The sequence below is a fragment of the uncultured Ferrovibrio sp. genome (assembly GCF_937960835.1).
Lineage (GTDB): Bacteria > Pseudomonadota > Alphaproteobacteria > Ferrovibrionales > Ferrovibrionaceae > Ferrovibrio.
Genome location: NZ_CALGPC010000016.1, coordinates 1 through 23329 on the forward strand (window position 1 = coordinate 1; position 23329 = coordinate 23329).

23 protein-coding genes and 1 tRNA gene are annotated in these 23329 nt (G+C 63.2%); 6 read left to right on the top strand and 18 right to left on the bottom strand.

Features of this window, described 5'->3' with window-relative positions; genetic code table 11:
* Nucleotides 1-159 precede the first annotated feature (159 nt).
* Both Q0603_RS15870 and Q0603_RS15875 read left to right on the top strand, forming a co-directional pair.
* Nucleotides 160-1809 carry a BCCT family transporter gene (locus tag Q0603_RS15870; protein ID WP_298727474.1) on the top strand — a complete coding sequence of 550 codons (1650 nt, stop codon included), beginning with the start codon at nt 160-162 and terminating at the stop codon, nt 1807-1809.
* Between the two features lie 328 nt (nt 1810-2137).
* Nucleotides 2138-3499: a hypothetical protein gene (locus Q0603_RS15875; RefSeq protein WP_298727476.1), complete on the top strand. Its 1362-nt coding sequence runs from the start codon at nt 2138-2140 to the stop codon at nt 3497-3499.
* Between the two features lie 448 nt (nt 3500-3947).
* On the opposite strand, the gene Q0603_RS15880 is transcribed toward Q0603_RS15875, so the two are convergent.
* Nucleotides 3948-4038: transfer RNA gene (locus Q0603_RS15880), tRNA-Ser, on the bottom strand.
* 97 nt (nt 4039-4135) lie between these two features.
* On the opposite strand from Q0603_RS15880, the gene Q0603_RS15885 reads away from it, so the two are divergent.
* Nucleotides 4136-4459: a hypothetical protein gene (locus Q0603_RS15885; RefSeq protein ID WP_298727478.1), complete on the top strand. Its 324-nt coding sequence runs from the start codon at nt 4136-4138 to the stop codon at nt 4457-4459.
* A 56-nt stretch (nt 4460-4515) separates the two neighbouring features.
* On the opposite strand, the gene lepA is transcribed toward Q0603_RS15885, so the two are convergent.
* Both lepA and Q0603_RS15895 read right to left on the bottom strand, forming a co-directional pair.
* Nucleotides 4516-6321, bottom strand: coding sequence for a translation elongation factor 4 (gene lepA / locus Q0603_RS15890; RefSeq protein ID WP_298727480.1), 1806 nt, complete (start codon nt 6319-6321; stop codon nt 4516-4518).
* Between the two features lie 13 nt (nt 6322-6334).
* Nucleotides 6335-6802 carry a PaaI family thioesterase gene (locus tag Q0603_RS15895; protein WP_298727482.1) on the bottom strand — a complete coding sequence of 156 codons (468 nt, stop codon included), beginning with the start codon at nt 6800-6802 and terminating at the stop codon, nt 6335-6337.
* 213 nt (nt 6803-7015) lie between these two features.
* Between Q0603_RS15895 and Q0603_RS15900 the strand changes: the two genes are divergently transcribed.
* Nucleotides 7016-8185: an SRPBCC family protein gene (locus tag Q0603_RS15900; RefSeq protein ID WP_298727483.1), complete on the top strand. Its 1170-nt coding sequence runs from the start codon at nt 7016-7018 to the stop codon at nt 8183-8185.
* 120 nt (nt 8186-8305) lie between these two features.
* On the opposite strand, the gene Q0603_RS15905 is transcribed toward Q0603_RS15900, so the two are convergent.
* The 5 genes from Q0603_RS15905 to rpmI all read right to left on the bottom strand — a co-directional run bounded on the left by Q0603_RS15905 (nt 8306) and on the right by rpmI (nt 14197).
* The gene (locus Q0603_RS15905; protein WP_298727484.1) at nt 8306-9994 is read right to left on the bottom strand and encodes a carbamoyltransferase C-terminal domain-containing protein; all 1689 of its coding nucleotides are present in this window, start codon (nt 9992-9994) and stop codon (nt 8306-8308) included.
* Between the two features lie 10 nt (nt 9995-10004).
* Complete coding sequence (gene pheT / locus Q0603_RS15910) at nt 10005-12416, bottom strand: phenylalanine--tRNA ligase subunit beta (protein ID WP_298727485.1); 2412 nt, start codon at nt 12414-12416, stop codon at nt 10005-10007.
* Complete coding sequence (gene pheS, locus Q0603_RS15915) at nt 12413-13495, bottom strand: phenylalanine--tRNA ligase subunit alpha (RefSeq protein ID WP_298727486.1); 1083 nt, start codon at nt 13493-13495, stop codon at nt 12413-12415. Before pheS ends, pheT begins: the two co-directional genes overlap by 4 nt.
* Before the next feature lie 114 nt (nt 13496-13609).
* Complete coding sequence (gene rplT / locus Q0603_RS15920; protein WP_298727488.1) at nt 13610-13978, bottom strand: 50S ribosomal protein L20; 369 nt, start codon at nt 13976-13978, stop codon at nt 13610-13612.
* 18 nt (nt 13979-13996) lie between these two features.
* Nucleotides 13997-14197: a 50S ribosomal protein L35 gene (gene rpmI / locus Q0603_RS15925; RefSeq protein ID WP_298727490.1), complete on the bottom strand. Its 201-nt coding sequence runs from the start codon at nt 14195-14197 to the stop codon at nt 13997-13999.
* Between the two features lie 654 nt (nt 14198-14851).
* On the opposite strand from rpmI, the gene Q0603_RS15930 reads away from it, so the two are divergent.
* Together Q0603_RS15930 and Q0603_RS15935 are read left to right on the top strand one after the other, a co-directional pair.
* Nucleotides 14852-15604: a DEAD/DEAH box helicase gene (locus Q0603_RS15930; protein ID WP_298727492.1), complete on the top strand. Its 753-nt coding sequence runs from the start codon at nt 14852-14854 to the stop codon at nt 15602-15604.
* A 211-nt stretch (nt 15605-15815) separates the two neighbouring features.
* Nucleotides 15816-16763, top strand: a complete 948-nt coding sequence (locus Q0603_RS15935) for a class I SAM-dependent methyltransferase (protein WP_298727494.1) — start codon at nt 15816-15818, stop codon at nt 16761-16763.
* 87 nt (nt 16764-16850) lie between these two features.
* Here the strand turns inward: Q0603_RS15935 and Q0603_RS15940 are convergent, their stop codons facing one another.
* From Q0603_RS15940 to Q0603_RS15985, 10 genes are all read right to left on the bottom strand, one after another.
* Nucleotides 16851-17336 carry a F0F1 ATP synthase subunit B gene (locus tag Q0603_RS15940; protein ID WP_298727496.1) on the bottom strand — a complete coding sequence of 162 codons (486 nt, stop codon included), beginning with the start codon at nt 17334-17336 and terminating at the stop codon, nt 16851-16853.
* 18 nt (nt 17337-17354) lie between these two features.
* Entirely contained in the window at nt 17355-17849 is a 495-nt protein-coding gene (locus Q0603_RS15945; RefSeq protein ID WP_298727498.1) for a F0F1 ATP synthase subunit B', read from the bottom strand.
* A 5-nt stretch (nt 17850-17854) separates the two neighbouring features.
* The gene (locus Q0603_RS15950; protein WP_298727499.1) at nt 17855-18079 is read right to left on the bottom strand and encodes a F0F1 ATP synthase subunit C; all 225 of its coding nucleotides are present in this window, start codon (nt 18077-18079) and stop codon (nt 17855-17857) included.
* 75 nt (nt 18080-18154) lie between these two features.
* Nucleotides 18155-18922 (bottom strand): F0F1 ATP synthase subunit A, encoded by a 768-nt coding sequence (locus Q0603_RS15955; RefSeq protein ID WP_298727500.1) that lies wholly within the window; start codon nt 18920-18922, stop codon nt 18155-18157.
* A gap of 2 nt (nt 18923-18924) precedes the next feature.
* Nucleotides 18925-19323 carry an AtpZ/AtpI family protein gene (locus tag Q0603_RS15960; RefSeq protein ID WP_298727501.1) on the bottom strand — a complete coding sequence of 133 codons (399 nt, stop codon included), beginning with the start codon at nt 19321-19323 and terminating at the stop codon, nt 18925-18927.
* 256 nt (nt 19324-19579) lie between these two features.
* Nucleotides 19580-20167 carry a PAS domain-containing protein gene (locus tag Q0603_RS15965; RefSeq protein WP_298727502.1) on the bottom strand — a complete coding sequence of 196 codons (588 nt, stop codon included), beginning with the start codon at nt 20165-20167 and terminating at the stop codon, nt 19580-19582.
* A gap of 60 nt (nt 20168-20227) precedes the next feature.
* A complete protein-coding gene (locus tag Q0603_RS15970; RefSeq protein WP_298727504.1) occupies nt 20228-20809 on the bottom strand; it encodes a PAS domain-containing protein in 582 nt (193 codons plus the stop codon).
* Between the two features lie 140 nt (nt 20810-20949).
* Nucleotides 20950-21708 carry a molybdopterin-synthase adenylyltransferase MoeB gene (moeB, locus tag Q0603_RS15975; RefSeq protein WP_298727506.1) on the bottom strand — a complete coding sequence of 253 codons (759 nt, stop codon included), beginning with the start codon at nt 21706-21708 and terminating at the stop codon, nt 20950-20952.
* Between the two features lie 15 nt (nt 21709-21723).
* Nucleotides 21724-22704 (bottom strand): cysteine synthase A, encoded by a 981-nt coding sequence (gene cysK / locus Q0603_RS15980; protein ID WP_298727508.1) that lies wholly within the window; start codon nt 22702-22704, stop codon nt 21724-21726.
* 173 nt (nt 22705-22877) lie between these two features.
* The gene (locus Q0603_RS15985) at nt 22878-23327 is read right to left on the bottom strand and encodes an Rrf2 family transcriptional regulator (RefSeq protein WP_298727510.1); all 450 of its coding nucleotides are present in this window, start codon (nt 23325-23327) and stop codon (nt 22878-22880) included.
* Nucleotides 23328-23329 lie beyond the last annotated feature (2 nt).

Below are 23329 nucleotides of genomic sequence, written 5' to 3' on the forward strand. Positions count from 1 at the left end.
AGACAAAGCGAAACTTTGCTTCCTTCGTCGCGCTCGTCGCAGGCTTCATCTTGGCCAAATCCGTCCACACGGCCTAGTATATGACTAATGATTCGCAATGCGCGAGGAGGCAAGTAAGCGAACGGCCGCGGCCGGATTTAATGTTTTCGGAGGAAGCTTATGACCGAGACTCAAACGACCGGGATTCCTGATCCCGAGGGACCTACGGATATCATCGAGACGGACTATGAGATCGGTCAAGATAATGTCCAGCGGAGAATGGGGGCGATTTCCTTCGACGTTCACAACCCGGTATTTGCAATCTCCGGGCTGGTAATCGTCGCCTTCGTCATACTCACGCTGGCGATGCAGAACGAGGCGGACGCCTTCTTCACCGGCCTTCGCGACTGGTTGACGGCCAATCTCGACTGGTTCTTTTTGATTGCTGGCAACATCTTCGTTTTGGTGTGCGTGGCTGTCATCGTCCTTCCCTGGGGCTCGATCCGGATCGGCGGACGGGAGGCGACACCGGACTTCAGCTATTCTGCCTGGTTTGCAATGCTTTTTGCCGCCGGCATGGGCATCGGACTCATGTTCTATGGAGTGGCCGAGCCGATTGGCCACTATGACGCCGCCTTCGGGGGAATTGCTGGAGAAGGCGGCGCCCGCACGGACTGGGCGCCACTTGGCGGTGCGGCAGGCGATAGCGAGGCAGCGCGGCGCCTCGCCATGGCGGCAACGATCTTCCACTGGGGGCTTCACCCCTGGGCGATCTACGGCGTCGTTGCGCTGGGCCTGGCGCTCTTCGCCTACAACAAGGGTCTCCCGCTAACGATGAGGTCGATCTTCTACCCCGTTTTCGGCGAGCGCGTCTGGGGATGGCCGGGGCACGTCATCGACATCCTCGCGGTTTTCGCGACCCTATTCGGACTGGCCACGTCGCTCGGGCTGGGCGCGCAGCAGGCGAACGCGGGACTGAATTTCTTGTTCGGCATGCCGGATACCGACACGTCGAGGGTCCTGCTGATCATCGGCATCACCGCAATCGCCACGCTTTCGGTCATTGCGGGACTGGACGCTGGCGTACGACGGTTGTCGGAGATCAACATGGTGCTTGCCGCACTGCTGTTGCTGTTTGTGATCCTCACCGGCCCGACGCTGACGATCATCAAGGCCTTCTTCCTGAACCTTGGCGCCTATGTCGAACATCTCCCGGCGCTTGCGAACCCCTTCGGGCGAGAGGATGACAATTTTCGACAGGGCTGGACTGCATTCTACTGGGCCTGGTGGATATCATGGTCGCCGTTCGTCGGCATGTTCATTGCCCGGGTCAGCCGCGGCCGGACCGTGCGCGAGTTTATGATTGCCGTCTTGCTCATCCCGTCACTCGTATCGGTGGTATGGATGACGAGCTTCGGAGGCACCGCTATCAGCCTGATCGGCGAGGGCTTCACCGACATCACCGACTCGGCGCTCGAGCTCAAGCTCTTCGCCATGCTGTCGCATCTGCCGCTGACGGCGATCACTTCCTTCGTCGGCATCATTCTGGTGGTGGTATTTTTCTGCACCTCGTCCGACTCCGGCTCGCTGGTGATTGACACGATCACCGCAGGTGGAAAAGTCGACGCACCGGTGGCGCAGCGGATCTTCTGGGCTGTCTTCGAGGGCCTGGTTGCGATTGCACTGCTGCTGGGTGGTGGCCTTGCAGCGTTGCAGGCAGCTTCAGTATCAACCGGCCTGCCTTTCGCAATTGTCCTCCTGCTCGGCTGTTACGCTCTGATTCGCGGTCTGATGGCGGAGCCACGCGGCGCAGTGTCCGGAAGATCCTGAAACGCACCGGTGGGAGGGGCGACGCTGCCCCTTCCAGTAGGGATCATCTGAGGCATTCCACCGGCCTTGTTGCTCAATAAATAGACGAGCCATGGGCAGAGCATATGGAGACAGTGTCCGGGTTGCCATAAGCTTCTGCGCCGTGAGGCAGCTTCCGACCCTATTTTTGCGGTTCGATCCTGAGCGGGAATTCTGAGTTGCTGACGCTCGCGATCGGCGTGGTTGGTGACGGCGATCCGCTTAGCCTTGTGTGCAATACCCGCTATCCAAACGGGCCGCGTTCCTTTGGCTTCGAATGTGGTAGACTTGCCCGGCAGGGAGATCGCCTATGGCGACACTGGAATCGTATGTAGAGGCATTGATCGCAGAACTGACCCGCATTCAAGATCCCGGAACAGTACCGGGACCGGATAAGGAAGGGTTTTCGTTTCCAGGACAAATTGCCGTTGGGAATGACCGCTTCATAACGACGACGCGGGAGATGGAGCGGCTGATCGAGCTTTCTTCGCGGGAACTCAAGCGCAGCGATCCGGTCCTAAGCCGCTCTCATACTGATAGTGAATGGAATCGGATAGTGCGGGGTGCCTTCGGCCCAGCGCTGATGCTGATCGATCTCGATGACGACCGGCAGAAGAATGCCCGCACTGTTCTCGCTGCCGTCCGCGCCGCCGTTAGTGGACCTGTCAAGACACACGGCCCTGCTGAGCATGCGTTCGGCTGCACTCTATTTAGCAACTTTGAGGTCGCACCGTTTTCGATTGGTCCAGTGCAGTTTGAGCCACGTCCGGCGTGGCTTGAACGCAAACTTACCGAAGGTGACGTTAGCAAGACTACCGCGCGGCGCGTCATGCGCGTCTGGTCTGGAGGCAAGCCGCGTAAGCGCAAGACATCAGTCGATTCCATACGGGAGCAGGATATCCTCGATGCAGTGGGCAAGTGTCCGTATGTGTGTAGTGTCCGTACGGAGGGGCTCGCCTCCGAAGCCGGTCGTCTTAAAGCGCAGACGGCTGCGCGCCTCGCACTGACAGGAATTGCCCTACGCTGGGCAGTATCGTCCAAAGCACTCGAGGGCTTTCGCCTGTTAGTTGATCCGTCAGTTCGTCGCCAGCGCTCGCTGGTGTTCATACCGAAGGTCAAAACGCTGTGCGGCGGCAACCTGATGGGCCTGCCGCATGGTCCCAACATTAGTCCCGGAGACTGGGCGAAAGAGCTAGCCGACTACCGCGATTACTTCGATGTGGTGGGCGAAGCAATCAATTACTACCTTTCGCGTGATGGGAAGGTCGCGCGTCCCCGGCTCATGAATACATTTGCGCAGTCGCTACTATGGTTCCATGAGGGGTGCCGCGATGAAGTGGAACTGATGGCCGTGGTGAAGTTCTCGGCGTGCCTTGACGCTCTCGCCAGTGGCGGCAAGTCCAATGGGATCAGAAGCCTGGTCCGAGCGCGCCTCGGCATGCAGGATGAGAATCCGATCCGCAAGGATGGCCCCACCATGCGCCAAGCGGTAGAAGAGATATACAGCTCGGGCCGCAGCCGCACGATACACGGCACAAACGATAAGATCACCAACGACTGGTCATCTACTCGGGCGCTTGCAGAACAGTTTGCGCGGTTGTGCCTTTTGATGAGTCTGGACTGGGCAGCCAGCAATCTTACCAGCGACGACCCACTGGCCCTCAAGAGGTGAATGAAAAGGGTATGCTCCTGAGCTGACTTGCCACTTCAACCCCAGTTCCCTCATCGCCGGACGGCCGCTGTCTTAAGTGCCCATACAAACCAGCCGTTCCGGTTCCCACCCCATTTCCGACGTTATTCTGCAGTGATATTGGCTCGTTGCACTGCGTTGGATTCCGCCCGGAAACGTCCACCTCGGGTGTCTCTGTTCAAACTGACTGGTGGCAGCGCCCGTTACAACTTTTGCGTGGTACCAAAACCACAACGCATTGAAACCATAATGAATTTTTAGACAGAACCAAATCGGCCGAGGTTCGCATGGTTTGAGACGAAAGCCATTCAGAGACTGAAAATCGGGTTTGATTCAGTCTCAGAGGTTCGGTCGAAACCGCTAACCCCCTTTGAAATCAAAAGGAATTTCGGCGCCCAAATAGGGCTGTTGGAAGTTTGCAATCGGATTGTGGCGGAGGGAGTGGGATTCGAACCCACGATACCCTTTTGAGGTATACACACTTTCCAGGCGTGCGCCTTCGACCACTCGGCCATCCCTCCAGCGCGGGGCGCACTATACCCACGGCTGGCGAATTTGCAATGCGCCCCGGCTTTTGCGTAAAGTCCTGTCTGGGCGAGTAAATTGCGGGGAGCGGCGGTGCTGCTGGGACGCCTTTTCGGATGGCTGCTGATCGCGCTGGCGCTGCTGGCGCTGGGCGGCGACGGGTTGCGCTGGCTAGAAAGCGGCGACCTGCAATTCATTGCTCTGGGCGAGGTCTGGCGCCAGTTCGCCCCCGACAGCCTGGAGGCGGTGCAGACCGGAGTTCAGCGCTCGCTGCTGCCGGTGGTCTGGGATTTCGGCCTTGCCCCGATCCTGGCCCTGCCCGCGGTAGCCGTGCTGGGGCTGCTGGGCCTTCTTTTCCTCGCGATCTTCCGCAAGCGGGCGCAGAAGAAGCGCCCCCGGTTCGGGGCGCTGTCCTAAGCCTGCTGTCGTAGCCGTTGGGCGTAAGCTTGCGGGCGCAGGCCCGCCAGCCAGCCTTACTGGTCGGAAATCTTGAGCGCGGCGATGAAGGCTTCCTGCGGAATCTCCACATTGCCGACATTGCGCATGCGCTTCTTGCCTTCCTTCTGCTTCTCCAGCAGCTTGCGCTTGCGCGTGATGTCGCCGCCATAGCATTTCGCCAGCACGTCCTTGCGCAAGGCCGAGATGTCTTCGCGGGCGATGATGCGGCCGCCGATCGCCGCCTGGATGGCGATCTTGAACATCTGGCGCGGGATCAGTTCCTTCAGCCGCTCGCAAAGCTGGCGGCCGCGCGCCTCGGCCCGGGTGGCATGCACGATGGTGGCCAGGGCGTCGACATTCTCGCCGTTCACCAGGATGGTCATCTTCACCAGGTTGCCCGGCTCGTAGCCATCCATCTGGTAGTCGAAGCTGGCATAGCCGCGGCTGACCGATTTCAGGCGGTCGTAGAAATCGAACACCACTTCGTTGAGCGGCAGGCGATAGACCACCATGGCGCGGTTGCCAGCGTAAGTCAGCTCGATCTGGCGGCCGCGCTTTTCCTCGCAGAGCTTGAGGATCGCGCCGAGATGCTCATCCGGCACCATGATGGTGGCCTTGATCCACGGCTCTTCGATGCGGTCGATCTTCATCGGATCGGGCATGTCGGCCGGGTTGTGCACCTCGATCATCGAACCGTCGGTGAGATGCACGTGATAGATCACACTGGGCGCGGTGGTGATCAGGTCCAGATTGAACTCGCGCTCCAGGCGCTCCTGGATGATTTCCAGATGCAGCAGGCCGAGGAAGCCGCAGCGGAAGCCAAAGCCCAATGCCGCCGAGCTTTCCATCTCGAAATGGAAGCTGGCATCGTTGAGCCGCAGCTTGGCCAGGCTGTCGCGCAGCTCAGGGAAGGCGCTGGCATCGACCGGATAGAGACCGCAGAAGACCACCGGAATGGAGGGCTTGAAGCCCGGCAGCGGCTCGGCCGCTGGCCGCTGGGCATCGGTGATGGTGTCGCCAACCGAGGTGTCGGCCACTTCCTTGATCGCGGCGGTGAAAAAGCCCATTTCGCCGGGGCCGAGCTCGTCGACCATCACCTTCTTCGGCGTGGTCACGCCGACGCGCTCCACCGGATGGACGGCGCCGGACGACATGAACTTGATCTTCATGCCCTTCTTGATCACGCCGTCGATGACGCGGAACAGCACGACGACGCCGAGATAGGCATCGTACCAGCTATCGACCAGCAACGCCTTCAGCGGCGCATTGCGCTCGCCCTTCGGCGGCGGCAGGCGGGTGACGAGCGCTTCGAGCACGTTTTCGATGCCAAGGCCGGTCTTGGCCGAGATCTCCACCGCATCGGTGGCATCCAGGCCGATCACATCCTCGATCTGCTGCTTCACGCGATCGGGATCCGCGGCCGGCAGGTCGATCTTGTTCAGGACCGGCACGATCTCGTGATTGGCGTCCAGCGCCTGATAGACGTTGGCCAGCGTCTGCGCTTCCACACCCTGGCTCGCATCGACCACCAGCAGCGAGCCTTCGCAGGCGGCCAGCGAGCGGCTGACCTCATAGGCGAAGTCGACATGGCCCGGCGTGTCCATCAGGTTGAGCACGTAGGTCTTGCCGTCCTTGGCCTTGTAGTTCAGGCGCACCGTCTGCGCCTTAATCGTGATGCCGCGCTCCTTCTCGATCTCCATATTGTCGAGGATCTGCTCGGTCATCTCGCGCTTTTCCAGCGCGCCGCAGGCCTCGATCAGGCGGTCGGCGAGCGTCGACTTGCCATGATCGATATGGGCGATGATCGAAAAGTTGCGGATCAGTTCGAGATCGGTTGCCACGGTCAGCCTAACATCAGCCAAACAAGCGCAGGACATCGGCCTCGGGGCTTTCCTGCGCAGGAATTTTCATGATGCCGGATACGCGCAAGCAGGGCGCGCCATCGGCGGTGATCAATGTCTCGGCAAAGCCGAGATTGCGGGTGTTGCGGATCAGCCGGCCCTTGCCTTCCACCCAGCTTCCCAGCGGCGCCGGGCCGACATAATCGCCGGTCAGGTTCACCGTGGGCAGAAACTTCTTGCCGCCGGCCGCCACCGAGCAGGTAAAGCCCAGCAGCATGTCGGCAAAGGTCATCAGCATGCCGCCATGGCAGTTCTGCATCGGGTTGCAATGGCGCAGCTCGACGCGGAACCCCATCACAGGCAGGCCGTCGGCCTCATCCAGCCGCCCCCAGAGCGGTCCGTTCACCGCCATGAAGCCCATGAAGTCGAGCTGCTTGAATCCGGCGGGCACGGCTTTGGCGATGGCGGGGGGCGCGTTCATGGGCGGGGGTTGTAGCACCCGCGGACTGCCCCGGCAACGTGGGGTGTCCGGGGCCGGTCCGGCCAATTCCGCAAAACCTTGGCCCGTGCCGTTAACTATTTGACGTTACGGAAGGTTTTCCGAATTCGCTTGCCTTTTCGGGTGTCTGTGCTTGGCTTCTGAAGACGCAGAGGCGGCCGCCAGAATGCCGCCCGTTTTCCTGGAGGAAATGCCATGGACCATCCGGCACATCTGGCGCAGTTCCGGCGCATGCTGGCCTTCATGCAGGGCGAGGGGCGCGAGTTGGCGGCCGAGCCCTTCCACATGACGCCGGATGTCTACTGGCGGCCGGAGCGTCATGCGCTGGAAATCGAGCGCGTCTTCCGCCGGGCGCCCCTGGTGCTGGGCCATGCTGGGATGCTGCCCAGAGCCGGCGACACGCTGGTGATGGATGTGATCGGCCAGCCGCTGCTGCTGGCGCGCGGGCGCGATAATGAGATCCGCGGCTTCCTCAATGTCTGCCGCCATCGTGGCACGAGGCTGTGCAATGGCGACGAGGTGCAGCGCCGCTCAAGCTTCGTCTGCCGCTACCACAACTGGGTCTATGACCTCGACGGCAGGCTGAAGCATGTGCCGCTGGAGGCGGAAGGCTTTCCCGGCCTGGATCACGCGGCCTATGGTCTGACGCGGATTCCGCTGGAGGTGCGCGAGGGGGTGATCTTCGGCATGGTCGATCCGGATGCAAAGATGGACCTGACCGGCTTCCTCGCCGGGATCGATGCCGACCTGAAAGTCCATGGCTTCGGCGGCATGCATGTCTATGCCCGCCGCCTGGCGCGGCGCAAAGCCAACTGGAAGCTGATCATGGATGCTTTCCTGGAAAGCTACCATGTCGTGCGGCTGCACCAGGACACCATCGGCGCGTTCTTCCTGGACAATGCTGCGGTGATGGATCGCGTCGGGCCGCATCAGCGCAGCATGCTGGCGCGGCGCGAGATCAGCGAAGTGGCCGGCCTGCCGGAATCGGCCTGGGATGGCCGCCAGCATTGCACTTTCGCTTATGCCATCTTTCCCAACACCATCCTGGTGCTCAGTCCCGATTATACCAGCATGCTGACCATGTATCCGGCAGCGCCGGACGAGACGCTGTATTGCCACATCATGCTGACGCCGCATGCGCCGCGCGATGCCAAGGAAGACGATCACTGGCGGCGCTCACTGGAGCTGATCGAAGGCGGCGTGTTCCAGGCGGAAGACCTATACATCGCCGAGCAGGCGCAGATCGGCATGGCCTCCGGCGCCAACAAGACGATGATCTATGGCCGGCTGGAAGCCAGCATCCGCGACTTCCACGAAACCCTGGATCAATGGACGGGCGCAAAGAGCGTGGTCGAGGCGCCTTGATCAGGCAGGACTGAAATCGCCTACCCAACGAAATGGGACGCCAACGGCTTCAAGGCGTCGCGCCTACAAGTGATGCCGGAGAGTGGTCACGCTGAGCAGGCGTAAGTTGACAGGGCACGCCTATTCGCCGCGTTCCCACACGGCCTGTTCGGTGGCGATGTAGTCCACCCGCCCCTCCTGCAACAGCCGGAGCGCATCGGCCGGCGTGTCGATGGGCACACCGGCGCCGATCTGCAAAGGCAGGCCCATGATGGCCGGCAGGCCCGACAATTCCGCATAGGCGTCCAGGATCGCCGCGAGCAATGGTTCCTGGTCCGGATCGGCGGCATGCGGCAGACAGAGGAAATCCGGCGCCATCGCCGCCGGCAGACGGCCGCGCCAGATCTTTGCCAATGGCTCGGCGATGCGGGCGGGCGCAGCCGCAGAGAACGGCGTCTCCAGAAGATCGCTGGCGCGCTGGCGCTGCAGGTAGAGAACTGGCGGCATCATCTCGGGCCGGTCGAGCTGCGCATTGACCGCGCCTGCCATGCCCGCTTCGCCGGCGGTGAACAGCACCGAACGCTCGGCATGATCGCGCAAGCCGAATGCCTGCCGCCCGTAGAGTGCCACGACCTTGCCCGCATTCAGCAAAGCGGCAGCGGCCTGAACGGCGTCCTGGCTGACCAGCCGGCAGCCGGCATTGCCCAGGACCGGATCGATATCCGCGCCGTAATCCCGGCCGGACGGCGGATCGGGGAAGGGGCGGCGCCGGCGCAGCCATTCCTCCATGCCGTCCCGCGCCTGCAGGAAATGCAACACGCCGCCCAAGGGCAGGGAGAGATCGCCTGCATCTGGATGCACCGCAAAGCCATCGGGATTCAGGCGTTCAATCAGGCTATGCAACAGGCGCGGATTGGCGAACAGCCCGCCGCCCAGCACAAGGTTGCGCAGGCCATGGCGTTCCATCAGGCGGCCGATGGCTTCGCCGAAGACATCTTCCAGCATCTTCTGCAAGGAGGCGGCAACGACAGCCGGCGAATGCCCTTCCGCCAGGCGGCGCAGCCATTTCGCCGCGCCGCCCTCTTTTTCGAAATCGGTGCGGATGCGGCCTTCGCCGTCGATATGGATATGCGCAAGTAGCGCCTGGGCCAGCATTGGTTCGCCATAGGCGGAGAGCGCAACCAGCGCCGCCATGTCGGGCAGGCCGAGGCCCTCGATCGCCAGGGCAATCAGACGGCCGACCGGCTCGCCGCCATCCTTTGGCGCGGCATCGTCCTCGCCGAAGAACGAAGCCAGGCGGCCATAGCGCAGGATGCGCGCATCGCAAGCGACGGCATCGCCGCCGGCATCGGCGGTGAACAACAGTGCTTCCTGCCAATCGGTCTGGAACAGCGGCAGCAGGCCATAGGCGGTATGCCGGCTGTAGAAGCGCACCGGAAGATGACGGCCAAGGCCGAGCTCGCCCAGCAAGGTCTCCGTGTCGATCATGGCTTCGGCCGCCTCGCGGCCATGGCGCAGGCATTCCTCGGCAAGATTTGTGTGCTTGACGCGGCCGATGATCGTCCGCAGACGGCGGCCGAGGCGGCGCGTCAGAGGCAGGGTGTAATAGCGGCTGGGAAACAGGCCATGGGAAAAGGCGACGCCGCCGATGTCACGGCGCGTGACGCCGGCAATCTCCAGGCATTCGGCAATCGCCTCGACCGGCAGGCGGCCGCCGTCATGCGCAACACCAGTGACGCGCGACAACGGCACCGCCGCCAGCGGACGATACTCATCGAACAAGGCGGCGCCGGCATCCTGCCATCCGGAATGGATGCCGAGCACCAGCATGTCGCCGCCGCTATCCGCGCAGCACCGCCCCGCAGGCCTTGGCCGCGGCGGCGATGACCTTCTTCCCGACAGCGTCAATCTCGGCGTCGGTGAGCGTCTGCTGCTGCGGCTCAAGCCGCACGGTGATGGCAAGCGACTTCTTGCCTTCCGGGATGCCCTGGCCGGCGAAGACGTCGAAAACGCTGACCTTGGCGATCAGCGCCTTGTCGGCGCCCTTGACCGCCTTGAGCAGCGTATCGGCGCTGACGCCCGCATCCACGATGAAAGCGAAGTCGCGTTCGACCGCCTGCAGCTCGGACAGCTTCAGCGCCGCCTTGGCACGGCCGCCGCCCTTCGCCGCGCGCGGCGCCGGCACGCGATCGAGGAAGATCTCGAAGCCGACCAGCGGGCCCTTGATATCCATCGCCTGCAGCACGCGCGGATGCAGCTCGCCGAAACTGGCAAGAATGGTCTTCGGGCCCAGGCGCAGCGTGCCCGAGCGGCCGGGATGATACCAATCCGGCGCGCCATCCATGACCATCAGCGCATCAGTGGCGAGGCCGACAGCCGCCAGTGCCGCATAGGCATCGGCCTTGGCGTCATAGGCATCGACATTGCGCGGCTTGTCGCGCCAGTGGCGCGGGCCGGTCTGGCCGCGGCGGATGCCGGTGGCGACGATCATCTGCCCCTCGATGCCAGGCGCCGCATATTGCGGGCCGACCTCGAACAGCGCGAGATCCACCGTGCCGCGATCCATGTTGCGCTTCGCCGCTGCGATCAGGCCCGGCAAAATCGAAGGCCGCATCGCGTCCATGTCGGCGCTGATCGGGTTGACCAGGATCAGCTCATCCTGGCCGCCGCCGAAGAGCGAGGCTTCGCTGCGCTTGATGAAGGAATAGGTCACGGCCTCGACCAGACCGCGCGCCGCCAGCGCTCGGCGCGCCAGACGCACGCGGCGCTGGGCGAGATTGACGGCAGGCTGCGGCACGGCGCGCAAAAGCGGCAGCGGCTCGGCCGGAATGGCATCGAAGCCATGCAGGCGTGCGATCTCTTCGACCAGATCGGCCTCGCCGTCGATATCGGGCCGCCAGGACGGCGGCTGCACCGATAGCGTGTCGCCGGTTTTCTCGACCTCGAAACCCAGCGCCTGCAGAATCGCGACCTGGCGTTCCACCGGCAGATCGAAGCCGACAAGGTTCTTCAGCCGCGACGGACGCAAGGCGATCTTGCGTCGCCATTCCGGCTCCTTGCCGTCGACGATGACTTCCGAAGGCTCGCCGCCGCACAGTTCAAGGATCATGCGGGTGGCGACTTCGATGCCGGGCCGGATCGTGGCCGGATCAACGACACGCTCGAAACGGTGACGCGCATCGGAATGGATGCCGAGCTTGCGGCCCGTCGTCGCGATGCTGACCGGATCGAACCAGGCGCATTCGACGAAGACGTCGGTGGTCTCTTCCGTGCAGCCGGAATGCTCGCCGCCCATGATGCCGCCAATGCTTTCGGCGCCGGCATCGTCGGCGATCACGCACATCGTTTCGTCCAGCGTGTATTCGCGGCCATCCAGCGCCAGAAGCTTCTCGCCCGGCTTGGCCATGCGCGGCTGGATATCGCCTTTGACCTTGGCCGCATCGAAGACGTGCAGCGGGCGGCCGAGATCGTAGGTGATGTAGTTGGTGACATCGACCAATGCTGAGATCGGACGCAGGCCGATGGCCTTCAGGCGCTGCTGCAGCCACACGGGCGAGGGGCCGTTCTTCACACCGCGGATCAGGCGGCCGGCGAAGATCGCGCAGGTCTTGTCCTGTTCGGGCGAGAACTGGCGGCGCACACCGATCGGGCTTTTGAACGTGCCGGGAACGGCCGAGACGTCATAGGGCTTCAGCGTGCCGAGGCCGGCAGCGGCAAGGTCGCGGGCGATGCCGCGCACGCCAAGGCAGTCGCCGCGATTGGGCGTCAGCTTGATCTCGATGATCGGATCATCGAGACCCATGACGGAGGCAAAAGGCGCGCCCACCGGCGTATCGGCCGGCAGATCGATGATGCCGGTATGCTCATCCGTCAGGCCCATCTCGCGTTCCGAGCAGAGCATGCCGTTGGAGGCAACGCCGCGGATGGTGGCAGCCTTGAGCAGCAGATTGATGCCAGGCACCGTCGAGCCGACCGGCGCGAAGACGCCCTTCATGCCGGCGCGCGCGTTCGGCGCGCCGCAGACGACCTGCAAGGTCTCCTTGCCGGTGAAGACCTCGCAGACCCGCAGCTTGTCGGCATTGGGATGCGGCTCGGCCTTTTTCACTTCGGCAACGACGAACGGTGCATAGATTGCAGCGCGGTCGGTGACGCTTTCGACCTCAAGGCCGATGCTGGTGAGCTTGGCGGTGATCTCTTCGAGCGAAGCAGTGGTGTCGAGATGCTGCTTCAGCCAGGCAAGCGTGAACTTCATCGCGCCACCCCCTGGCCGAGAGTCGGCACATCCAGCGGCACGAAGCCGTAATGCTTGAGCCAGCGCAGATCGGCGTCGAAGAAGGCGCGCAGATCGGGAATGCCGTATTTCAGCATGGCGATGCGGTCGATGCCCATGCCCCAGGCAAAGCCCTGCCATTCATTCGGATCGATGCCGCAATGCTGCAGCACGCGCGGATGCACCATGCCGGAGCCGAGAATCTCCAGCCAGTCGTCGCCTTCGCCAACACGCAGCACGCCGCCTTCGCGCGAGCAGTTGATGTCGACCTCCGCCGACGGCTCGGTGAAGGGGAAATAGCTCGGCCGGAAGCGCATCTTGACGTTCTCGGTCTCGAAGAAGGCCTTGCAGAATTCGGTCAGCACGCCCTTGAGATGGCCCATATGGATGTTGCGATCGATGACCAGACCTTCGATCTGGTGGAACATCGGCGTATGGGTCATGTCGTAGTCGCTGCGGTAGGTGCGGCCGGGCACCACGATGCGATACGGCGGCGGGCCGCTTTCCATCGTGCGCACCTGCACCGGCGAGGTATGGGTGCGCAGCACGATCTGTTCGCCGTCGGCGCGCTTGGGCAGATAGAAGGTATCCTGCATCTGCCGGGCGGGATGCTCGGGCGGAATGTTCAGCGCGGTGAAATTGTGGAAGTCGTCCTCGATATCGGGACCTTCGGCGATGCTGAAGCCCATCGCCGCGAAAATCTCCGTGATCTCGTCGATCACCTGGCTGACCGGATGGATGCGGCCCTGCATCTCGGCGCTTTCGCTGACCGGCAGGGTCATATCCCAGGTCTCGGCCTTCAGCCGCGCGTTGATCGCGGCATCGGCCAAAGCGGTACGCCGCGCCTCGATGGCGGCGGTCAGCTTCTCCTTCACCTCGTTCAGCGTCTGGGCGCGCTGCTTGCGCTCATCGGGCGTCAGCGAGCCAAGCTCCTTCAAGGCAGCGGACAGCCAGCCCTTCTTGCCCAGCACGCTCAAGCGCGCCTCTTCCAGGGCATCAAGGGTTTCGGCGGCAGCGACAGCGCGTTCGGCTTCGCTGGCCAGCGTGGTGATCTCGGTCATCGTTCCTCTTACCGCTCCTCGCACGACGCCATGGGCGTGAAAAAATAAAAAGGGGCCGTTGGGTAACGGCCCCTTCGCAAACGGTCGCGCGGTAATGTTGGCGAGTCGGGGCCGTTAGGCCGCCTTGGCGGGCAGAGCGGCTTTCGCCTGCGCCACCAGGGCGTTGAAGGCCTCGGGCTCGTGCACCGCGAGATCGGCCAGAACCTTACGGTCGACCTCGATGCCGGCGAGCGCGAGGCCGTTGATAAATCGGCCGTAGGTCAGACCCTGCTCACGGGCAGCGGCATTGATGCGTTGGATCCACAGCGAGCGGAAATTGCGCTTCTTGGCGCGACGGTCGCGGAATGCATACTGCAGACCCTTCTCGACCTTCTCGATCGCAACCCGGAAGACGGTGGAATTACGGCCGCGATAGCCCTTGGCGAGCTTCAGGACCTTCTTGTGGCGAGCGCGGGCGGTAACGCCCCGTTTCACACGTGCCATGACAATTGCTCCTTAGGCTCAGGCGTTCGGCAGATAGTTCTTGATGATCTTGCGCGCATCGCCCTCGAACACCACGGTGGTGCCGCGGTGATTGCGGATCTGCTTGTTGGTGCGCTTGATCATGCCGTGGCGCTTGCCCGCATGGGCACGCTTGACCTTGCCGGTCGCAGTGAGTTTGAAGCGCTTCTTGGCAGCGCTTTTGGTCTTCAACTTGGGCATTTGCATAACCTCCAGATGGGGAGTGAGCTTCGAGGCGGACACGGCAGCCCTATAAGCCGGAACACCCGATTGGAGGCGCGGTTTTAGCCGCCGCGGCATGGCTTTGCAACTGGATTCACCCGGAAAAATCCGCAGCGCACCCCCCGCCGGCGGTGTTTGCCGGGCCGACCCGTCCTGCCGCTGGAGCCGGTGGGCAGATTATCCCCGAGTCGCTGCCTGGAGGGGGCTGGACGATGCTCTGGAACCCCGCCACTGGCACCTGTGCGGGTGGTCAAAGAGACGGCCCGATCAGGGGTTGTAGGACGATTTTGGCTGGGGTCCGGGAAAAACGCGCTGTGACGGGCGCTATGCGTAAATCTACTTGAAAAACCTCAAATTATCACTACATCAACACGCGAGAGCAGGCCACGGATAAGTGTTGATCCACCCGTCTTGCGTGATTGTCGCATCGGTAGGTTTCGCACTTGCAAAACCAGGAACCGCCGCTAGTATCCTGCGGGTTCGCGGTCTCCCGCCGGACGCCGCCGTACTAACGTTCCGGTCACCCTGGCTTCCGTGACAGCCACCTTGTTCGCCGCCGCGCTTCCAGCGCTGCCGGACAGGGCGGAGTTGTCATCCGGCGGACCTACCGCACGAACCATTGATTGATGACAGATGTTGAACGCCGTCCAATTCTCGCAGCTTGATCTTGTAGAACCCATCCAGCGGGCCCTTACGGCTGAGAAGCACGTCGCGCCGACGCCGATTCAAGCCAAGGCCATCCCACATCTGTTGCAGGGCCGGGATCTGCTCGGCCAGGCGGAAGCCGGCGCCGGTAAGACCGTGGCGTTTACCCTGCCGATCCTGCAGCATCTGTCGATCGACCGGCATCCGGCCGGTGCCCGCAAGGCCCGCGCTTTGATCCTCACCACTTCGCGCGAGCGTGTGCAGCACATCCAGGAAAGCTTCCGCGCTTATGGCCGCTTCGTGCGCCTGAGCCAGGCCACCGTCTACGAAGGCCCGGGCAAGGCGGCGCAGGCGCAGGCGCTGAGCCGCGGCATCGATATTCTGATCGGCACGCCCGGCCGCGTGGTCGAGCTGCTCAATGCCGGCCAGCTTGAGCTGAACAAGCTCGAGATCATGGTGCTGGACGAGACCGACCGCATGCTCGAACTGGGCGTGACCAACGAACTGCGTACCATCTTCGAGGCGGCGCCGACCGAGCGCCAGACCATCGTTTTCGCCACCACGCTGCCGGCCGAGATCAAGCAGCTGGCCGACAGCCTGCTGACCGATCCGGTGACCGTGCTGGCCAATCCGCCGGCGCCGCGGCTGATCACCACCGCGCAGTCCGCCCGCATCCGCGATTCGGAAGCGCGCCGCCGCGTGCGCGACCTGCTGCCGGAACGCATCGCCGGCCGCCGCTGATCTTTCAGCACGACAATTTAAAGTCTTGCAGCGCCCGCATTTCTGCGGGCGCTTGCTTATGTGCGCCTGCTGCGTCAGACTGAACCACAGGAAATTCTGGTAGATAGGCGGCAATAGAAAATAAACCGTTCTGCTGCAGCCTTTTGTCCGATTCACATTTCCGCCTGGCTCTATATGCGGTTGGGCTTTCGGTGATGCAGGTGCGATTTTGGTGGTGAAGGAGACTACCGAGCGATCCCACGACGCCTCCTGGCGCGACAAGCTTCGCGCCTGGTGGCATGGCGACGACTACGTCATGCGCCACATGGTCGCCGATTACCGGACCAGGCCCGAAGAACCGCTGCCCAGCCTGGAGCCGGCAGAGCCGGAGCCGCGCGACATCCCGACCATCATCGGCTGGCCGCCGCGGCGCCAGCAGATCGTCCAGAAGCTGTTCGGCGAGGGCTTCAACCAGCCCGGCGGCGAAGAGCTGATGAAGCCGCTGATCTCGCCGCTCGGTCTCAATCCCAATCTGTCGATCACCGAACTGGGCTGCGGCCTGGGCGGGATGAGCCGCATGATGGCGCGCGAGGGATTATGGATCGATGCCTACGAGCCGGACCCCGATCTGGCCCAGGCCGCCATCGAGCTGGCCCGCAACCAGGGCGTCAAGCAGCATATCAACATCCGGTCCGAACCGCTCGATCAGCTTCAGCTCAAGCGCAAGAGCATCGACGTCGTCCTCTCCAAGGACGGCCTGATCTCGGCGCAGGACAAGCGTCTGCTGCTGGCCAAGATCCGCGCCGCCATCAAGCCGGGCGGCCAGCTGATGTTCACCGATTTCCTGCTCACCGGCTCGACGGAAAGCCGCACCTATGAAGTCTGGTGGGATCGCGAGCCGGTCAAGCCGCATCTGCTGACGCCGGAAGGCCTGCAGGCGGAACTGGAAAGCCTGAATTTCATCGTCTGCTACATGGAAGATGTCACCCACGAGCTGAAAAGCGCGGTGATCGAGTCTTTCGCCAGATATGCCGCGGAGGTGAAAGCGAAGGGCAAGAACGCCGATCCGAACGAGCGCGACTGGGTCATTTCAGAAGGCGAGCATTGGGCGATCCGCATCAGCGCCATGGACGCCAAGATCATCCGCCTGTACCGGGTCTATTGCCGCGTCATCGACTGAGCGGGCGGCAAAAAAAGAAATCGGCAGCAAAAAAAGGGCCGCGGTCTGAAACCGCGGCCCTTTGCTTATCCAGACTGGAAATGGCGCTTAGTGCAGCTTGGCCTTGACGTCGCCGATGGCGCGATCGATCTGGGCGGCGGCAGCCGGACCCTGCAGCGACTGCGTCAGCACCTGGCCGGCCGCGGCGATGGCCACCTCGACGGCGGTATCGCGCACTTCCTGCACAGCGAGCTTCTCGGCCTGGGCGATCTTGTCTTCCGCCTGCTTGCGGCGGCGTTCCAAGCTCGCGGCCAATTCGGCCTCGGTCTGCTTGATCAGCGCCTTCGCCTCGGCCTCAGCCGCCGCAACGATCTCGGCGGCTTCGTTGAGGGCGTTGCGCTGCTTGCGCTGATACTCGGCGAACAGATGCTGCGCTTCCTGATGCAGCTTCTCGGCCTGCTCCAGTTCCTGGCGGATCTTGGCGGCCCGTTCGTCCAGCTGGGTGCCGAGCTTGCCCGGCACCTTGAGCCAGAAGATCAGGGCGAAGAAGGCAACGAAGCCGACCAGCACCCAGAAGGTAGGATCATGAAACATGGTCTTCCCTCTTTTGGCCTAGCCACGCTGCTTGGCCAGCGCCTGCGCGACCGCGGCTTCCACCGCATCTGCCGCCGGCGCCGCGCCGCTCAAGCGCGAAACCACATCAGCCGCCGCAGCCGCCGCGACCGATTGCAGCGAGGCGAGCGCCTGCTGCTTGGCCGCCTGGATGCGGGCTTCCGCCGCCTTGGTCTGCTCGGCGATCTCGGCTTCCACCTTGGCGCGGGACGCCGCCGCATCGGCGGCAATCTTCGCGCGGGTGTCGCCGGCTATCGCCTGCGCCTTGCTGCGGGCCTGGGCCAGCGCCTGCTCATATTCGGCGATGGCCTTTTCGGTTTCGCGCTTCAGCCGAGCCGCCTCTTCCAGATCGTGATCGACGCGGCGCTTGCGCTCGTCGATGACCGCAGCCACGCGCGGCAGCGCCACCTTTGCCATCAGCACATAGAGCAGGACAAAGGTGATCAGCAGCCAAACGAGCTGCGGCAGGAAGGTGGCTGTTTCGAGCTGAGGCATTTAACTCAGACGAACAGGATCAGCAGCGCGATCAGCAGGGCGAAGATGCCGAGCGCTTCGGTCACGGCGAAGCCCAGCATCAGGTTACCGAACAGCTTCGGAGCAGCGCCCGGGTTGCGCAGAGCAGCGTTCAGGAAGTTCGCGAAGATCAGGCCCACGCCGATCGCCGCACCGCCCATGCCGATCGCCGCAATGCCGGCACCGATCATCTTCGCAGAAGCAAGATCCATGATACTCATCCTTTCTTGGGTTTACTGTCTCGTTGGTTGAACTGACTGGATTACGCCGTCCTGAGATCCGCGATCTCAGTGATGCTCCATGTTGACCGCTTCGCTCAGATACAGGCAGGTCAGGATCGAGAAGACGTAGGCCTGCAGGAAGGCGATCAGGAATTCGAGCGCGGTGAGCGCGGTGACCATGATCAGCGGCAGGATGCCGCTGGCCGAGAGCACGCCGCCCATGCCGATCATCGAAACGACGAAGCCGGCGAAGACCTTCAGCGTGGTGTGGCCCGCCAGCATGTTGGCGGCGAGACGCAGGCTGAGGGAGATCGGGCGCGACAGGTAGGAAATGATCTCGATCGGGATGATCACCGGCGCGAGCCAGAGCGGCACGCCAGCCGGCATGAAGTGCGTGAAGAAATGGATGCCGTTGCGGGCAATCGCGATCAGCGTCACGCCGAGGAAGACCACGATGGCGAGCGCGAAGGTGACGATGATGTGCGAGGTGACCGTGAAGCTGTAGGGCACCATGCCGAGCATGTTCGAGAACAGGATGAACATGAACAGCGTGAAGATGAACGGGAAATACTGCCGGCCGTTGGTGCCGACATTCTCGCGCACCATGTTGGCGACGAATTCATAAGACAGCTCGGCCACCGACTGCAGGCGGCCCGGCACCAGGCTGCGCTGGCGCATGCCGTAGACCATCAGCAGCGTGGCGCCGATGACGGCCAGCACCATGAACAGCGAGGAATTGGTGAAGGAATAGGCCTGCAGCTCGCCGCCTTCGCCGCAAAGGGCAAGGCACTTGATCTTGAATTGCTCGAGCGGGCTATGGGACTCGGCGGCCACGTTCAATCCCTTTCCTTGTTCTTCCCGGCAGCCTCAGCGGCGTTATCCGCCTGCTGCTGCGCCTGCATCAGCATCGCCGTGCGGATCGCCGACCACAAAGCGGCAGCGACGCCCAGCAGAATGAATCCCAGCAACCCCCAGGGTGCCGTATCGAACCAGCGGTCGACCCACCAGCCGATGAACAGCGACACCACCACCGCCGCCACCATTTCGATTGCCAGCGACCAGGCCTTGCCGACCTGCCGCATGGAGCGGGGATCGGCATCGGGTCGACGCTTGGCATTCTCGGCCGCCTTGCGCTCGCGCACCGTTTCCAGGTCGCGGCCCAGGCGGGCAAGGGCGTCGGCATCGGACCTTGGGGGTCCGTCTTCTGGTTTCGGCGGATGATCTTGATCAGCCATAGACACTCCGGCGCCGCAGAGCAGCCGCCCCCCAGAAAGCGGGGGCACCATAGAAACAGCGGTTTACCCAGTCAAGCAGTGCCGCCGCCCCGGCAAACTTGCGAATTATTTGCATCTGCCAAATCAACCCCTTTGTAAATGCAGGGTTTTTATCACCTATTCCCGTTCGCGGTCCGGCGGCCGTTTTCACCTGAACCCGCCATGCCGAACGGCTGCCACAAGCTGCGACATTCCGCCGCAGGGGGCGGCTTTTGCGTCATTCCGGCGGCAGGTCGGCCGGCAGATCGGCGCAGAAATATTCGGTGAAGTTGCTGCCGACATGCGGGGCGTAGGTGGCCTCCGCTATCGGGTCGAAATGATAGACCGACAGGCCGAACAGCCCATAAGGGCGGCCATCGGCGTCGCTGAGCGGCACGACCAGGCGCTCGGCTGCCTTTACCGGCACGTCCGGCGACCCGGAATGGCGATGCCCGACATGCAGGATGGGGGTAAGGACGATGCGGCGGTAGATCTCATTCGCCAGGGCGGCGCTGCTGGCTGGCATGAAGTCGTGCGGCCGCTTGCCCATCAGGGTGGTGCCCCAGGCCTGGTTTACCAGTTCGCCCGACAGGGTGCAGATGAAGGTATCGAAGGCCGGGTCATAGCGCATCAGATAGACATATGGCAGGCATGGCTTCAGCGCGGCCGGATCGATGGCGCTGCGCGGGACAACCAGCCCGACACGGCGTTCGGCCCAGTGGCGCAGGAAGAGACGAAACCGGGGATCGCTGAATGACGGCCAGCGGCCCGGCGGCCCGATCCTGCCATCGGCCGCCCCACCGATATCATTCCGCCGTGCGTCCATTCCTCGCCATGCTATGTCACGCGCAAACGGCCGTCGAGCTGCAACCGGAGCTTTCAGCGTTCAGCCCGGCAAGCCGTTGGGTAGATCCGCACAGTTGTAGAACAATGTCTCGCCCGTCACGTCCACCACGTCGCGGGCCTGGGTGACCGGATCGAAATAGTACAAGGTCATGCCGAACACGCCGTAGGGCCGGCCCTCGTCATCGCTGAGCGGCGCGACCAGGCGCTCGGCTGCCTTCTCTGATCGCTTCAGCGGGTTGATGCGCCGCCGGCTCACCAGCAGCGCCGGGCGCTGCATGATTTCGCGGTATTGGCTTACGCAGCTTTCGGCGTAATCGGACGGCATGAAGGTGGTCAGCGGTTTGCCGATGACACTCTGGCCCCAGGCTTCGTTGACCTTTTCGCCCGCCAGCGTGCAGATGAAATCGCCTTCCTGCCGGCGATGCTGGATCAGCCATACATGCGGCAGGCAGGATTTGATGGTGGCGGGATCGATGCTGCTGCGCGGCTGCATCAGGCCGCGGCGGCGTTCCGCCCAGCAGCGCAGAAACGTAATGAAGCGCGGGTCGCTGAAAGTGGGCCAGATGCCCGGAGGTGCGGTCTGCTCCTCGCCGGATAGGCCAGCCTCTTCGACTGCTCTCATGCCTTTTGTTATGCCCCCCTTTTCGAGCGCGTATTTCGCGTCTCGGATATGAAAGCATACTATGGCATTCGTGACGGCAGCGTCGATGGTTCGTTAGTCGTAGTGCTTGGGAAGCGAAACCGGGTGCGATGCTGCGCGGTTCAGTGACCGCAGGTCCGGCAATGCGGATCACGGCGCAGCCGCACCGTGCGGAAATCGCCCCGCAGCGCGTCGTAGAGCATCAGCCGGCCCGACAGGCTATCACCCAGATCGAGAATCTCTTTTACGACCTCGAGCGCCTGCAGACTGCCCATCACGCCACCCAGAGCGCCGAGCACGCCGGCTTCGGAACAGGCCGGAATGCTGCCGGGCGGCGGCGGTTCGGGGAAGACGCAGCGATAGCAGGGATGCGGCGCGCCAAGATGCGCCTTGAAGGTGGAAAGCTGTCCATCGAAGCGCAGGATCGCCGCCGTGACCAAGGTCTTCTTGAGGCGGTAGCAGGTGTCGTTGACGAGGAAGCGGGTGTCGAAATTGTCGCTGCCATCGGCGACGATGTCATAGCCGGCAAAAATCTTCTCGGCATTCTCCTCGGTCAGCCGCAAGGTGTGCTCGATGACGCGGACATGCGGATTGAGGCTCGCCACGGCGATGGCGGCGCTTTCGGTCTTGTGCGTGCCGATCCGCGTCGTGTCATGCGCCACCTGGCGCTGCAGGTTCGACAGCGACACGGTATCGTCGTCGACGATGCCAATCGTGCCAACACCTGCCGCGGCCAGATAGAGCAGCATGGGAGAGCCGAGCCCGCCGGCGCCGATCACCAGCACGCGGGCATTCTTCAGCTTCTGCTGCCCGGCCCCGCCGATCTCCGGCAGGATCACATGGCGAGCATAGCGCTCCAGTTCCTCCTGGGAGAACACCATGTCGCCGCTGCCTGCTCAGAGACCGTCGAACAGAGCCGTCGACAGGTAACGTTCGGCAAAGGACGGGATGATCACCACCACGGTCTTGCCTTCCATGCCAGGGCGCGAGGCGACTTCAAGCGCCGCCGCCATCGCCGCGCCAGACGAGATGCCGGCCGGAATGCCTTCCAGCCTGGCCAGACGGCGCGAGGTCTCGAACGCCGTCTCGTTGCCGATCGTGATGACTTCGTCGATCAGCTTGGTGTCGAGATTGCCCGGGATGAAGCCCGCGCCGATGCCCTGAATCTTATGCGGGCCGGCCTTGCCGCCGGAGATGACCGGGCTGTCCTCCGGCTCGACTGCCACCATGCGCAGGCCCGGCTTGCGCTGCTTGAGCACGCTGCCGACACCGGTGAGCGTGCCGCCGGTGCCCACGCCGGAAATCACCACATCGACCTTGCCCTCGGTATCGGTCCAGATCTCTTCCGCCGTGGTGCTGCGATGGATGTCCGGATTGGCCGGGTTCTCGAACTGCTGCGGCATCACCGCACCGGGAATTTCCTTCAGCAATTCATCGGCACGGGCCAGGGCCCCCTTCATGCCGAGCGGCGCCGGCGTCAGTTCCAGTTCGGCGCCGAGGAACTTGAGCATCTTGCGCCGTTCCAGCGACATGCTTTCCGGCATCACCAGGATCAGGCGATAGCCTTTTGCCGCGGCGACGAAGGCCAGCGCGATGCCGGTATTGCCCGAGGTCGGCTCGACAATGGTGGCACCGGGCTTGAGCTTGCCGCTGTTTTCCATCGCCTCGATCATCGCGATGCCGATGCGGTCCTTCACGGAGGCCAGCGGGTTGAAGAATTCCAGCTTGGCCAGCAGATCGGCCTTGGCGCCGGCTTCCTGCGCCAGGCGATTGATGCGCACCAGCGGCGTCGCGCCGATCGTGTCGACGATCGAGTTGTAGACGCGACCGCGCGGTGGGTTGGGGGCTCGGGCGATATTCGGGCGCGCTTGGGTCATGATTCCTCCGATGCGTTATCCAGTTGTTTCTTCCGTTATGGCGGTTTCTTCCGTTAGGCCGATGGCGTCGTTTCCGCGACAGCCCATATCCAGGGCGGCGATGACGCCTTGCCCCTGGGTTTTAGCTGCCGCGCGGCACGCCTGGCTCAAGGGGTCCACTCAGGCGGCCAGTATCAGATCGCGAAGTCGGCCGTCTCGAGCTCGGCGGCGAGGCCGGACTGTTCCGCGCGGTTGCACAAATCCTCAAGCGTGATCTTGTCGACCTTGGCCATCACTGCCGCCTGACACTCTTCCCAGATCGGCTGCACGGTGCGGCGGCCAAGATCGGAACCGGCAGCGAAGCTGTCCTCGCTATCGGCGTCCAGTTCGGAAACGATGCGGATGACCTCGCCCACCGTGATGCGCCGGCGTTCGCGGGCCAGCGTGTAGCCGCCGCGCGGGCCGCGCACGCCTTTAAGGATTCCGTTGCGCACCAGATGCTGCATTACCTGTTCGAGATAGCGCTGCGGCACGCCCTGGCGAGCCGCGATGTCCTTCGATTGCACCGGCTCGGGGCGGGCATGGAAAGCGATGTCGACCACCGCTTCGAGGGCATGCATGGTGCGTCGCGTGCATTTCAGCATGA